The organism is Pseudodesulfovibrio halophilus DSM 5663, from assembly GCF_059568665.1.
Genome location: NZ_JCANTV010000002.1, coordinates 68910 through 81389 on the forward strand (window position 1 = coordinate 68910; position 12480 = coordinate 81389).

13 protein-coding genes are annotated in these 12480 nt (G+C 64.0%); 3 read left to right on the plus strand and 10 right to left on the minus strand.

Annotated elements, in window-relative coordinates:
• Nucleotides 1-27: 27 nt before the first annotated feature.
• Both BR24_RS00790 and purN read left to right on the plus strand, forming a co-directional pair.
• The gene (locus BR24_RS00790) at nucleotides 28-558 is read left to right on the plus strand and encodes a hypothetical protein (protein WP_496539609.1); all 531 of its coding nucleotides are present in this window, start codon (nucleotides 28-30) and stop codon (nucleotides 556-558) included.
• Nucleotides 559-571: 13 nt separating this feature from the next.
• Entirely contained in the window at nucleotides 572-1279 is a 708-nt protein-coding gene (gene purN, locus BR24_RS00795) for a phosphoribosylglycinamide formyltransferase (protein ID WP_496539610.1), read from the plus strand.
• A gap of 91 nt (nucleotides 1280-1370) precedes the next feature.
• Here the strand turns inward: purN and larB are convergent, their stop codons facing one another.
• From larB to BR24_RS00815, 4 genes are all read right to left on the minus strand, one after another.
• The gene (larB, locus tag BR24_RS00800; RefSeq protein ID WP_496539611.1) at nucleotides 1371-2120 is read right to left on the minus strand and encodes a nickel pincer cofactor biosynthesis protein LarB; all 750 of its coding nucleotides are present in this window, start codon (nucleotides 2118-2120) and stop codon (nucleotides 1371-1373) included.
• A complete protein-coding gene (larE, locus tag BR24_RS00805) occupies nucleotides 2110-2937 on the minus strand; it encodes an ATP-dependent sacrificial sulfur transferase LarE (RefSeq protein ID WP_496539612.1) in 828 nt (275 codons plus the stop codon). Before larE ends, larB begins: the two co-directional genes overlap by 11 nt.
• A gap of 8 nt (nucleotides 2938-2945) precedes the next feature.
• Entirely contained in the window at nucleotides 2946-4136 is a 1191-nt protein-coding gene (gene larC, locus BR24_RS00810) for a nickel pincer cofactor biosynthesis protein LarC (protein WP_496539613.1), read from the minus strand.
• Between the two features lie 86 nt (nucleotides 4137-4222).
• On the minus strand, nucleotides 4223-5362 hold the full coding sequence (locus BR24_RS00815; protein ID WP_496539614.1) for an aldo/keto reductase: 1140 nt from the start codon (nucleotides 5360-5362) through the stop codon (nucleotides 4223-4225).
• A gap of 412 nt (nucleotides 5363-5774) precedes the next feature.
• On the opposite strand from BR24_RS00815, the gene BR24_RS00820 reads away from it, so the two are divergent.
• Entirely contained in the window at nucleotides 5775-6713 is a 939-nt protein-coding gene (locus BR24_RS00820) for an AraC family transcriptional regulator (RefSeq protein WP_496539615.1), read from the plus strand.
• A gap of 7 nt (nucleotides 6714-6720) precedes the next feature.
• Here the strand turns inward: BR24_RS00820 and lipA are convergent, their stop codons facing one another.
• The 6 genes from lipA to cobI are packed head-to-tail and all read right to left on the minus strand — an operon-like array spanning nucleotide 6721 to nucleotide 12467.
• On the minus strand, nucleotides 6721-7599 hold the full coding sequence (gene lipA / locus BR24_RS00825) for a lipoyl synthase (protein ID WP_496539616.1): 879 nt from the start codon (nucleotides 7597-7599) through the stop codon (nucleotides 6721-6723).
• Complete coding sequence (lipB, locus tag BR24_RS00830) at nucleotides 7523-8188, minus strand: lipoyl(octanoyl) transferase LipB (RefSeq protein WP_496539617.1); 666 nt, start codon at nucleotides 8186-8188, stop codon at nucleotides 7523-7525. The genes lipA and lipB overlap by 77 nt, the downstream gene beginning before the upstream one ends.
• Nucleotides 8185-9327, minus strand: a complete 1143-nt coding sequence (locus tag BR24_RS00835; RefSeq protein WP_496539618.1) for a small ribosomal subunit Rsm22 family protein — start codon at nucleotides 9325-9327, stop codon at nucleotides 8185-8187. The genes lipB and BR24_RS00835 overlap by 4 nt, the downstream gene beginning before the upstream one ends.
• On the minus strand, nucleotides 9317-10864 hold the full coding sequence (locus BR24_RS00840) for an ASKHA domain-containing protein (protein ID WP_496539619.1): 1548 nt from the start codon (nucleotides 10862-10864) through the stop codon (nucleotides 9317-9319). The genes BR24_RS00835 and BR24_RS00840 overlap by 11 nt, the downstream gene beginning before the upstream one ends.
• A 59-nt stretch (nucleotides 10865-10923) precedes the next feature.
• The gene (locus tag BR24_RS00845) at nucleotides 10924-11721 is read right to left on the minus strand and encodes a sirohydrochlorin cobaltochelatase (RefSeq protein WP_496539620.1); all 798 of its coding nucleotides are present in this window, start codon (nucleotides 11719-11721) and stop codon (nucleotides 10924-10926) included.
• Nucleotides 11718-12467, minus strand: coding sequence for a precorrin-2 C(20)-methyltransferase (cobI, locus tag BR24_RS00850; protein ID WP_496539621.1), 750 nt, complete (start codon nucleotides 12465-12467; stop codon nucleotides 11718-11720). Before cobI ends, BR24_RS00845 begins: the two co-directional genes overlap by 4 nt.
• Nucleotides 12468-12480: the final 13 nt, after the last annotated feature.

Sequence of the window (12480 nt, forward strand, 5' to 3'; positions counted from 1 at the left end):
AGGACCGCACGCAAGCGGGGGAGGATCATGAACAGGACCTTTTTCATCGGGCTGCTCGGGGCTCTCATTCTCTGTATGATGCTGGGCGGCTGTCTGCCCGCATCGGTGGAACCTTTGGTCTATGAAGACGCCATCGGGCTGCCCGAAAGCTGGCTCGGCGAATGGCAATACGTGGCGGCAAGCGATGAATCCCCCGGCGACTGCGGCGTGGCTCCCGTGGTGGTAATAGGCAAGAGCGGACCCGAGTGGCACGCGCAGGCCTTCGGGTGCGGAGAGAGCTACGGCGGCAGCTTTGTGGCCTCCGAGGTCCCCGGCACGGATATCCGGGTCCTGAGTTTCTCCCGGTTCACCGTCAGCGGCGACGACGGGAGCGAGGATTTTCGGAACGTTTTCTTTCTGGCCCGCAAGCGCGGTGACCGGCTCTACTGCTGGGACCTGCTCCACGCCGGGCTCGGCACCCTGCCGTGGGGCAACAGGGAGGTCCGGCGCTGGCTGGAGACCAAGGCTCGTGAGCTGACCGACGACAAGGCCGGACTGGTTTTTCAACGCACGCACTAAGGGAGATTCCGACATGGCGCTGCCTCTAGCAGTTCTCGTCTCGGGCGGAGGGTCCAACCTCCAGTCCATCATAGACCGCATCGAGGAGGGCTCGCTCGACGCGGAGATAAGGCTGGTCATTTCCAACAGGGCGGGGGCCTACGGCATCACCCGCGCCCGCAACCACGGCATCCCCACCAAGGTTATGTCCCACAAGGACTACGCCAGCCGTGAAGCCTTTGATAGGGACATGGTCGCGGCCATGCGTGAGCACGGCGTCACCGCGCCCGAAGGAGCCGTTGTCATGGCGGGGTTCATGCGCATCGTCACCCCGGCACTGCTGGACGCCTTTCCCAACCGCGTGGTGAACATCCATCCCGCCCTGTTGCCGAGTTTCCCCGGCATCCACGGGCAGGGCGACGCAGCCGGATACGGGGTGAAGATATCCGGCTGCACCGTGCACTTCGTGGACGAGAAGATGGACAACGGCCCGATCATCATTCAGGCCGCCGTCCCTGTGCAGGCCGGTGAGGACGGCGATGCCCTCGGGCCGCGCATCCTCAAGCTTGAACACCGCATCCTGCCGCAGGCCCTGCAGTGGCTCGCTGAAGAGCGGCTGACCGTGGACGGGCGTCACGTTCACCTGAATGTCGGCCCCAAGCCGCTTGCGGCCCATCCCCGGGCCGATTCGGAGCCATCCGCGCCAGCCCTTGTCTGGCCGCCGCTTGAGGAAGGATTCTAGCAGACACTTTTCATGCGTAAGGCAAAAGGCCGGGGCGAAATATTTCGTCCCGGCCTTTCTCTTATTGGGATGGTTTGTCGGATCAAGTCTCTCAGGAACCGAGGTTGTTGATCTTGCAGGCCGCGCAGGCCGCGCCGAAGCCGTTGTCTATGTTGACCACGCTCACGCCGCTGGCGCAGGAGGTCAGCATCCCGAGCAGGGCGGAAAGGCCCGAGAAGGATGCCCCGTAGCCGACCGAGGTGGGCACGGCGATGATGGGTTGAGAGACGAGGCCGCCGACCACGCTCGCCAGCGCGCCTTCCATCCCCGCTATGACGATGATCACCCGCGCCTTGCGAAGCTGTTCGATGCGCTCCAGCAGGCGATGGATGCCGGCTACGCCCACGTCGCAGACGATGGAAGCGCGGCTGCCGAGCATTTCGCACGTAACCAGCGCCTCTTCGGCAACGGGCAGGTCGGAAGTGCCGGCCGTGACGATGGCGATTTCCCCGTCCCGGTACTTCACCGGTGTTCGGGTCAGGGTGAGCGTGCGGCCCGCGGCGTTGTGCTCGGCGTCCGGGCAGACTCGCAACACATGCTCGGCCATCTCCGCAGAAACGCGGGTGGCGAGGATGTTGGTGCGGTCTCCCATTCTGGTGAAAATTTCACCGACCTGTTCCGGGGTCTTGCCCTCGCCGTAGATGACCTCGGGAAAGCCGTTGCGCAGGGGGCGGTGCAGATCGAATTTGGTGTGTCCCAGATCCATGTACGGCAGGTCGCGCAGCCGGTCAGCCCCGTGCTCCACGGTCACCTTGCCGTCCCGGATGTCCTCCAGCAGTCTGGTCAGCGCGTCATTCGTCATTTTCGGTGCCCCTTTCTTCGTTCATGCTGCCCATGCGGTAGCCCGCAAGGTCCACGGCCACGTGGCGATATCCCAACTCTCTGAGGGCGTCGTCAATCCGCTGGCGAAGTCCGGAGTCGAGGCAGACTGCGATATCCTCGGGCGGCAATTCCAGCCGGGCCACCGGGCCGTGGCTGCGCAGTCGCACCGCCGGAAAGCCGATAGATTTCAGAAAGGCCTCGCCCCGGTCGATACGCGCAAGTTCGCTTTCCTCCACAAAGGTGTCGTGGGGGATACGCGTCATGAGGCAGGCGGCGGCCGGTTTGTCCCATGTGGGAAGCCCCTGTTCTCGGGAGTGGTCGCGAACGTCCTGCTTGGTCATCCCCGTCTCGAGCAACGGGCTGCGTATGCCGAGTTCCTTGATGGCCCTGCGTCCGGGACGGTGGTCGCCGAGGTCGTCAAGGTTGCTGCCGTCAAGTATGTGGTCGATGCCTTGCTTTTCGGCCAGCCTGACGAGTTCGCCGAACAGCACGTTCTTGCACAGGTAGCACCGTTGCGGCGGGTTCTGTCTGATGCTGTCCGGCATGTCCATTTCGACAACCCGGTGCGCGATGCCCAGCTCTTCGCACATCTCCACCGCGAACGCGACTTCTGCCTCCGGAAAGAAGGGGGTGTCGAAAGTCACCGCCAAGGCGTTATCGCCGAGCGCTTCGCGCGTGGCGTGAAGCAGCAGGGCGCTGTCCACACCGCCGGAAAAGGCCACGACGGCCCGTTCCATGGAGCGAAGCTCCCGGACGAGCCGGGCATACTGATCCTGCTGTCGTGCCGAAAGTGTCATGAGCGTTCCTATTCGAGCCTGCCGATGACGGCGTAGACCTCGGCCAGCGGGAGGTCGTGTTTTCGTGCGAGTTCACGGCAGTCCTCGTATTCCGGCTTGGACCGGATGACTCTGCCGTCGAGCAGGGTACGTTTCATGGTCACCTGCCCCAGAGGCGTCTCAAGTGTGTCGAAGCGTCGTTCAAGGGCGGTCTTGTCCAGAGCGAAACTCTTGATGCCGAGCGTCGTGGTGTGCCGAAACAGCAACTCCCTGAAGCGGGACTCCTCGTCCTCGGCGCAAAGCAGGGAGACCATGGTGGCCGGGCGGTTCTTCTTCATCATGATCGACGAAAAGTGAATGTCCATGGCCCCCTCTGCCAGAAGCAGCTCCATGGCGTGCCCGAGCGCTTCACCGGTCATGTCGTCGATGTTGCACTGTAGCAGACGGGCGGGGCTGCTCTCCGCGCGGTCCTGTTCCCCTGTCGTCGCCAGATGGACGCGCAGCAGGTTGGGGCGTGTGGTTTCGCGGTGGCCGATACCGTAGCCGGTCTGGGTGACGGTCATGGTCGGCGTGGCGATGTATTCGTCTGTCAGGGCCGCGATGATGGCCGCTCCCGTGGGCGTGGTGGCCTCATGGTCCGTGTTGCCGCGAGAGGTCGGCACGCCTTGCAATATCTCCACCGTGGCAGGAGCCGGGACCGGCATTTCGCCGTGCGCGCACCGCACGAAGCCGCCACCCAGCTCCACGGGAGCTGACCAAACAGCGTCCACGTCGAGCCGGTGGTAGCAGATGGCCGCGCCCACGATGTCCACGATGGAATCCGTGGCGCCGACCTCGTGAAAATGCACCTCGTCCACAGTCTTGCCGTGAACCTTGGCCTCGGCTTCGGCCACGCGGCGAAAGATGCGCAGGCTGGTCTTCTTGACCGCGTCATTCAGGCAGCTGGACATGATGATTTCGCGGATATCGGCGAAGGTGCGGTGGTGTCCATGCCCGTGCCCGTGATGATGATCGTCATCAGCCGCAAGGCGCACGTCCACACGTGTTCCACGGATGCCGTTTCGCATTTCCTCGGTGATGACCAGCTCGAATTCCTGACCGAGGCCGAGCTTGTCCAGCTCTTTCGAAAGGTGTGCCGGTTCCACGCCCAAATCGATCATGGCGGCCAGATTCATGTCGCCGCTGAGGCCGGCGAAGCAGTCATAGTAGAGTATGTTCATCACTCTTTCCGATGCCGTGTCGGTTTTCGAGGCGAGCGGGCGGCATGTGCGCGCCCGCTTGCCGCGAAAACGGAAACCGGCGGTTTCTATTCAAACTCGCTGACGACCTGCTTCAGGACTTCGGGGATGTCGATGCTCTGCGGACACTTCTCGATGCACTCGCCGCACTCCACGCACTGCGAGGCAAAACCGGCGTTGCGCTGCAGCACCGTTCCCTCGGCGAAGATGCCGTACATCCGTTTGGCCTCCGTGAAGTCGAACATGCGCGCCTTGTTCAGGAGGTCGAAGCAGGTGGGAATCTGCACCTCGGCGGGGCAGGGCATACAGTAGCCGCAGCCGGTACAGCCGACCCGCATCAGCTTGCGGTAGGTGTCGGCCACGCGTCGACAGAGATCCAGCTCTCCTTCGGTCATGGAGTTCGGCTCGGCGTCGCCCGCAATCTCCATGTTCTGTCGTACGTGCGCTTCCTCGTTCATGCCGGAAAGCACGACCGTGACCTCCGGGTGGTTCCAGACCCAGCGCAGGGCCCATTCCACGGGCGGACGTCTGGTGTCGGCAAGGTCCCAGATGTCGGCCACGGCCTGCGGCGCGGGCAGTCCGAGGTTGCCGCCGCGAAGCGGTTCCATGACGATGACGCCCATGTCCTTGGATGCCGCGTATTCAAGTCCCTTTTTGCCGGCCTGAAACTCGGTGTCGAGCAGGTTGTACTGAATCTGGCAGAAAACCCACGGATAGTCATCGACTATGGGCTGAAAGTCCTCGGCGAGACCGTGGAAGGAGAAGCCTGCATTGACGATGCGGCCGTCCTTTCCGGCCTTGTTCAGGAAGTCGATGACGCCGAGTTTCTTGATGGATTCCCAGGACGGGCCCGAGAGCGCATGGATGAGGTAGTAGTCGATGCGGTCGGTGCCGAGCTTTTCCAGCTGGGCGTTCAGGAAGGAGTCCATGTCCTCGCGGGTCTTTATCATCCACGTAGGCAGCTTGGTGGCGATCTTGACCTTGTCGCGATACCCGTCCCTCAGCGCCTTGCCGAGCAGGGGCTCACTCTCGCCGTCGTGATAGGGCCATGCGGTGTCGAGATAGTTCACTCCCTCGTCGATGGCCGTGCGGATCTGGGATATGGCCCGTTCCTCGTCGATCTTGCCGTCGACCATGGGCATGCGCATGCAGCCGAAGCCGAGCGCGGAGAGCCTGTCGCCGTTTTGGGGCATTGTTCTGTATAGCACTCTTGCCTCCTTGTTGTGTGAACATTGAATCGTCCGGCGCTCGTCCGGTCGGTGTTGTACTAAATAACCGCACCAGCATTTTCCTGCATGCCTCACCGTCGCGAATTCTTGCCTGATTCTCCGAGGTGAAGTGCGTGGCGGCGGTACAAAAAAGACACCGTAAATCATTTGTGAAGGAAAAGACACCGCCGGTTGCGACGAAGCGACGACAGGCGCACGACTGATCTGCTGTGGCTCAGGTGTGAATGAGTGTCGTAAGTGACGAACCGGCCCTTGAGGTTCTTCTGGACAAAGGGTGATCCGGTGCATAGGCCGATCCTCCGTCAGTCTTGCACGATTCTCCGAAATGTGCTCGCCGTCGCTTGCCCGCTCGCCGGGCCGTCTGGTATCGAGCATGTCAAAGGAGATTTCCATGAGCGATACTCGCGATGGTCAGGTGGTAGCGACCCGGAGCAGGCTGGCGGAGCACATTGCGCGCTGGGCGCGACAGGACGGGCCCGTCGAGTCGGGGGTTCCGGGGATGGTCTTCTTCCGGTACGACGACCCCACCGAGCCCAAAAGCGTCATGTATGACCCGAGCATCTGTCTCGTGGCGCAGGGGGCCAAGCAGGTTCGGCTGGGCGATGAGGAGTATGTGTACGACGAGAATCACCTGCTTGTCACCTCGGTCGGGTTGCCGGTGGTGGGCAGGGTCATCGAGGCGAGCAGCGAGGTGCCGCTGCTGGGGCTTGTGCTCAGGCTCGACCTCGGCATGCTGGCACAGCTGTTGGTGGACAGCGACCTGCCGGACACACGGGCCTGCCGTTCGGGCAGGGGGATGGCGGTCTGCGAAGTCTCCGGACCGCTGCTCGACAGTTTTCAGCGCCTTGTGGAGTTGCAGGGCGAGCCGAGGGACATCCCCATTCTGGCTCCTCTGATCCTCAAGGAGATACTCTACCGCCTGCTCATGAGCGAGGTCGGGCCGCGGCTGCGGCAGATCGCCACGGCGGGCAGCCACGGGCAGCAGATCGCCCGGGCCATCGGCTGGTTGAAGGACAATTACGCCAAACCCGTCAGAGTGGAGCGGCTGGCAAGGGAGAGCGGCATGAGCGTGTCCACGTTTCATCATCACTTCCGCGCCATGACGGCCATGAGTCCGCTCCGGTTCCAGAAGTGGCTCAGACTCAACGAGGCAAGGCGTCTCATGCTCACGGAGAATCAGGACGTCACCACCGCCGCCCTGCAGGTGGGGTACGAAAGCCCTTCGCAGTTCAGCCGGGAGTACAAGCGCCAGTTCGGCGCTCCCCCGCTGCGCGACATCAAGAACCTGAACCACGGCGGCCAGACGGAAGCGGTCTCCGGCGCGGCGTGACGAGGAGTTACTTCTTCCCCACGAACCGGCTCGCGTTGTAGCTTGAACGGACAAGCGGTGCCGAGAACATGTGCGGGATGCCCTTGGCTTCTCCGGCGGCGGCGAACTCGTCGAAGTGTGCCGGGGGCACGTAGCGCCTGACCGGCGGGTGATCCTTGGTGGGCTGCATGTACTGGCCGACGGTCACGATGTCGCAGTCCACGGCGGCCAAGTCGTCGAGCACGCGCATGACTTCCGTGTCCTCCTCGCCAAGGCCGAGCATGAGCCCGCTCTTGGTGGGAATCTCCGGGGCGATCGCCTTGGACCGTTTCAGCACCTCGAGGCTCTGGGCGTAGTCGGCCTGCGGGCGGATGCTTTCATACAGCCGCGGCACGGTCTCCACGTTGTGGTTCATGATGTCCGGCCGCTCGGCCAGCACCGTGCGCAGCGCCTGCTCGTCGCCCTGAAGGTCCGGGATGAGCACTTCCACGCTGGCCTCGGGGAGCTTTTCGCGTACCGCGCGGATGGTGGCCGCGAAGTGCGACGCACCGCCGTCCGGGAGGTCGTCACGCGTGACCGAGGTGATGACCACGTGCCGCAGTTCCAGCCGTTCGGCAGCTTCGGCAACGCGCTTCGGTTCGGTCGGGTCCAGTGGCTCGAGGTCGCCGGAGGTGATGTTGCAGAAGCGGCAGTTGCGCGTGCAGATGCCGCCCATGATGAGGAACGTGGCGACTTTCTTGCCGAAGCATTCCCACGTGTTGGGGCATTTGGCGCTCTGGCAGACGGTGTTGAGGCCCAGATCGCGGATCAGGCTGGACGTGCAGGAGTAGTTATTGCCCTGCGGCAGCTTGGTCCTGAGCCACGGCGGAATCCGCAAAGGTCTTTCGGAATTCTTCGGCGAAGACATTCTTGACTTCCTCGACGCTTATTTCCCTTCCGGCCTCGGCGCTCATGGACGTGGGGGACGCGCCCTGTATGCCGCAAAGGGTGATGAGATTGAAAAGGCTCACGTCCGAGCCGACGTTGAGGGCCAGCCCGTGATAGGTGACCCATTTGCGCACGCCGATGCCCATGGAGCATATTTTCCGGGTCTCGTCCACCCAGACGCCGGGGTGCCCCTCGCGTCGGGCGCAGCAAATCCCGAAGGCGGCGCAGGTGTCGATGACGGCCTGCTCCATGTCGTGAAAGAAGGCCCGCATGCCGCCGGGCCGCTTCTCCACGCGCCAGATGGGGTAGGCCACGAGCTGGCCGGGGAAGTGGCAGGTTATGTTGCCTCCCCGCGCCGTCTGCGCGGCTTCGATGCCCTGTTCGGCCAGATAGTTCTCCGGTACGTGCAGGTTTTCCCCGCCGCCCTGTCTGCCGTAGGTGATGACCTTGGGGTGTTCCAGCAGGTACAGGGTGTTCTCGCGCTCACCGTCGATGACGGACCGCAGCGTCTCCAGTTGCAGCTGTTCGGCGTCCTTGTAGGAAATGAGGCCAAGGTCCTTGATGATCATTTCTTCGGCGTTTTCTTCTTGAAGTTCACGGGCAGCTCCACCGCGCCGGATTTCGTGTCGAAGGAGTCTTCCTCGGGCCAGCGGGCGGTGATGGACTGTCCGGGGAAAAGCGTGGGGGTGCCGCCGGGGTAGCGCAGCAGCGTCAGGCCGCGCGCCGCGCATCCGTACTGGGCCTTGCCGCCCTCCACATCGAAGGGCTCGGAGACCGCGCGCACCATCTGCTCCGGCGGCTGGAAGTCGCGGGTCATGTACAGCAGGTTCAGGCTGACGCTTTTTTTGGTCAGCCGCGCCTTGCGGGTGATGTCCTCAAGCCACTGCGGCGCGCCGTTCACGTCGAAGTTGAAATGGCACCAGCGGCCGTGGCTCGTGCCGGGCATGGGGCAATCCTTCACGTGCGGGCACGGGGCCAGCGGCGCGAGTCCGGCGGCGATGAGCTGTTCGCGCATCAGGCTGATGATGCGTCCGGTGAGGCGTACGCCGGTTTCCACCACGAGCAGTTTGCCGTCCGGCTTCAGGCCGCCCGTCAGGGTCTTGGCCACTTTCTGGCCGAGACTGTCCGCGTTCTTTCCTGCCCAGTTCAGCTCGTTGAGGGTGTTGGCGGCAATGACCAGCTCCGACTTTTCGCGGATCGGCTTGAGAATGTCGCCCTTGACCATCTTGATTTCCCAGGGGCTGCCCGCCTCCATGGCCCGGTTCAGGGACTTGTAGACGTCCATGCCTGTGTGCATGGCGGCCGGAGCCTTGTCGATGCAGATGAAGCGCAGTTTGCGAGAACGCAGCTCGGGACGGGCTATCCACATCGCCAGCGGCGCGGTGAGCGGGCCGGAGCCGAGGTCGGTGATTGTAGCGCCTTCAGGCAGGTCCGGGGCGAGGCCGGTGAACAGCCGGGAGAGCCGGTACAGGTTCCACGGCAGGAAATAGTAGATATACGCGCCCAGATGCTTGCCTTCGCTCATGTACATCTTGCGCGCTTCGGCCCGGTCGGTGGTCAGCGCGGCGGACATGTCCCGAATGTTGTTGGGCAGGAATTTGAAGTGCTTGCCCTTGAGGGGGAACGCCTCGCGCAGGGCGGGGCCCACGTTGTCAAGAATCCGGGCGGTCTCATCGGGCAGCGGCGGGAAAAGTGTTTCAGCCCACATGGGTGAATCGCATCCTTTTGACGTAATCGTCAGTGAAATCGTTAGCCTCGGTCAGGTCGAGGAGTCGTGTGTTTGCCGGCAGTTGCAGTGCCCGCCGTCTGGCTTCGTCCGAGCGCAGGAGCAGCAGCGCGCCGCGCAGCGAGGTGTTCCCGCTGCGCTTGACCCGTCCGGCCGCGCCCGAAGGCAGGAAGCCGAGCCGTTCAAGGTCGCCTATGCCCACGTGTTCGCCGAGTGCCCCGGCAAGATGGAATGTCTTCAGGGCCGACGGGCCGAGACCGGCCTCGCGAAGCAGCGCGGATACCGCCAGGTCGAAGGCCGCCTTGACCTTGAGGATTTCCTCCACGTCCGAAGCTGGCAGGAGCAGACCGTCTCCGCAGTCGAAAGCGGGTTCGCCGTGACGTTTTGCCACGCGCGCCGCGAAGCGTGCGGCCAACGGTGTGGTTCCATGACCGAATCGGCCGGATTCGTCAAGCAGACCGAGGGAAAGCAGGTTGGCGCACAGGGAGAGATAGGCCGTGCCGGTCATGCCCGGATGTTCTGTCTTGCCTGGCAGTCGGCGCGGGTGCAGTCCCTTGGGCGTCAGGTCGAATCCGGTGACGCTGCCCGGTCCGGCAGTGCGTCCGAAGGCCAGCCCCACGCCCTCCAGCGCGGGTCCCATGGGGACGCTGGCGATCAGCCTTTCGTCCGGGGAGAGCGCGAGCACGAACTCGCCGTTGGTGCCGAGGTCAGCCAGCAGGTAGGGGTATTCCGGCGGCTGGCCGTTCATTTCCACAGCGAGAAGGCCCGCGCTGACGTCCGCACCCACGAAGGGCGCGAGCAGTGGCGGAATGTACGCAAGGGGGATGTCCTCGGCGATGAAGCGTTCGTCGCCGCCCCGGTATTCCAGCCCGTAGGGGGCCGATGAGAGCGGGGCCGGGTCCATGCCGAGTAGCAGGTAGATCATGGCGGCGTTGCCGGAGATCACGAGTTTGCGGCAGTGTCCGCCGGCGGCTTCCTCCAGCGTGAGCACGAGCTTTCGTATGCGCCGGGAAACAAGGTCGCGCAGGATATGGGCGCCTTCCGGGGCGGCGGCGTGAGCCAGCCGGGACATGATCTCCGCCCCGAGGCCGTTCTGCGGATTGAGTTCGCCGCCTTCCGCGACCACTTCGTCTTCGGACGTGGCGGCCCAGTGCATGGTGGTGGTGCCAAGGTCCACGGCCAGATCAAAAGACTCCAGCTTGGGTACGGCCCGCAGGCCGGTCCGTGCGGCGCGCACGGGTTCGGGAATTTCCACGTCGCAGGGCTTGGCCGGATGCAGGCAGGCGAGCCGCCAGCCATTGGAAAGCTCTTCGCGGCTGAATCTGCGGCGGTCCTCTGCGGCGGGCTTCGGGGGCTTGGAGCGAAAGCGCACCCGGCAGAGCCCGCAACGGCCAAGACCCGAGCAGAGCGGCACACCCTCCCAGACGCCGGTCAGAAAAATGGCCTGTTCGAGGGACGCGTCCGAGTCGGCTTCGGTGCGGACCACATGTCCTTCATGGGTACGGATGGATATGCTCATGCGAAAACTCCCGGTCCTGAAAACATACCCCGCCGGGGAGTATCTGTAAACGCGCGCGGCTAGCGGCGGTCGAGAAAGCCCATGGCATCGGCGAGGTGATCCATCCAGATGCGGGCAAAGGCGTCATATTCCCCGAGGCCGCGTTTAACGCTTTGTACCTCGAATCCTTCGCTTTCCAGACGGGTCTGCCACGAGTCGTCATGGCTGCCGCTCATGTCTTCGGCCACGTGGTAGCCGGAGGCGAACATCAGCGGCTGAAGCGTGATGCGCCTGATGCCGGTTTCGCGGAAACGGTCGATGACGGTGTCGAGGCTCGGCTCCAGTTTCATGGCTCCGAGGTGCGCGTGCGGCACGTTGGCGCGAAGGTACTGGTCCAGATGCTGGTAGTAGCTGTGCCCGTGATGCCGTGAGCCGTGGGCCATGAGCAGCAGGGCGTTCGCCGGGTCGCCGTCGTCGGGGAATTCGCTTCGGACCGCCTCGGCGACGCGCTGCATCTCGTCCTCGGTCTCCGCGCCCAGAAGCGGTTCGCCCAGTTCCACGCGCGAGATCGCGCCGTTCTTCATGAACAGCCGGGCGGTGTGGCGCATCCTGTCGAACCCTCCGCCGGGAATCACGTGCAGGGACTGGAGCGCCACGCGCTCCACGTTGTCGTCGCTCAGACGCGTCAGCACGTCCTCGAGCGACTCAACGTCGTCGCCCTCGTCCTCCATGATCCGGCGGATGTGATGGGAGGCCATCACGGTTTCGAGACGCACGCCGGGCCAGCGCGCGCCGACGCGGCGGATCATGCTGTTCATGGCGGCGGCGGCCTTGAGGTGTCGGGAGCCGTAGGCGGCGAGGACAATGGCGGTGCTCATTCGGTGCTTCCTGATTCACAGTCGCGGCCCGGGATGGTGCCCCGGTTCTTCTTGACGATGGCCAGCGAGAAGTAGTGCGGTTTGACGGGTGCGTCCTTGATGTCCATGAGCACGGATTCGCCTTCCATGCCCAGACGGGAAACCAGTACCGTGTCCTCCGCCAGCCGGAGCTGCTCCAGCGTGTCCCGTATGGCGGAAAAATTGCGGTAAGTCTTCATTATCACGGCATTGTCCGCCGAGTCCAGCGCCTGCTCCAGTTCGCCGGGCGAACATACGCCGGGGATGACCACGAGATTTTCGCCGGATTCGCAGAGCGGCGCGCCCACCTTGGCGGCGGCGGCCTGATAGGAGGTGATGCCCGGCACGGTCTCAATGCGCGTGTCGGGCGCCATGTCCAGCAGGGTGCGCAGTAGGTAGCCGAAGGTGCTGTAGGTCAGCGGATCCCCGAGCGTCAGAAAGGCGGCGTTGCGACCTGAGGCGAGCACCTCGTCCACTGCCTGAGCGTTCTTTTCCCACGCACGGCGAAGCTCCCCGCCCTCGCGGGTCATGGGAAAGCCGAGCTGCACGATCTGTGCGTCCGGCTTCATGTGCGGACGGGCGATGCCCAGCGCGGTGGAGTAGTCGTTCTTGGTGGACGACGCGGCGAAGATCACGTCAGCGTCGCTCAGGACGCGCACGGCCTTGAAGGTCAGCAGTTCCGGGTCGCCGGGACCGACCCCGACGCCGAAAAGGGTTCCTCGTTGCATGATATATCCTCGA

What these genes read in the sequence shown, in the direction of transcription:
- cobI (WP_496539621.1), bottom strand. Translation starts at nt 12,467, where the DNA reads ATGCAACGAGGAACCCTTTTCGGCGTCGGGGTCGGTCCCGGCGACCCG.
- larC (WP_496539613.1), bottom strand. Translation starts at nt 4,136, where the DNA reads ATGAACATACTCTACTATGACTGCTTCGCCGGCCTCAGCGGCGACATG.
- BR24_RS00840 (WP_496539619.1), bottom strand. Translation starts at nt 10,864, where the DNA reads ATGAGCATATCCATCCGTACCCATGAAGGACATGTGGTCCGCACCGAA.
- BR24_RS00845 (WP_496539620.1), bottom strand. Translation starts at nt 11,721, where the DNA reads ATGAGCACCGCCATTGTCCTCGCCGCCTACGGCTCCCGACACCTCAAG.
- BR24_RS00790 (WP_496539609.1), top strand. Translation starts at nt 28, where the DNA reads ATGAACAGGACCTTTTTCATCGGGCTGCTCGGGGCTCTCATTCTCTGT.
- BR24_RS00835 (WP_496539618.1), bottom strand. Translation starts at nt 9,327, where the DNA reads ATGTGGGCTGAAACACTTTTCCCGCCGCTGCCCGATGAGACCGCCCGG.
- larB (WP_496539611.1), bottom strand. Translation starts at nt 2,120, where the DNA reads ATGACGAATGACGCGCTGACCAGACTGCTGGAGGACATCCGGGACGGC.
- BR24_RS00820 (WP_496539615.1), top strand. Translation starts at nt 5,775, where the DNA reads ATGAGCGATACTCGCGATGGTCAGGTGGTAGCGACCCGGAGCAGGCTG.
- lipA (WP_496539616.1), bottom strand. Translation starts at nt 7,599, where the DNA reads ATGTCTTCGCCGAAGAATTCCGAAAGACCTTTGCGGATTCCGCCGTGG.
- lipB (WP_496539617.1), bottom strand. Translation starts at nt 8,188, where the DNA reads ATGATCATCAAGGACCTTGGCCTCATTTCCTACAAGGACGCCGAACAG.
- purN (WP_496539610.1), top strand. Translation starts at nt 572, where the DNA reads ATGGCGCTGCCTCTAGCAGTTCTCGTCTCGGGCGGAGGGTCCAACCTC.
- larE (WP_496539612.1), bottom strand. Translation starts at nt 2,937, where the DNA reads ATGACACTTTCGGCACGACAGCAGGATCAGTATGCCCGGCTCGTCCGG.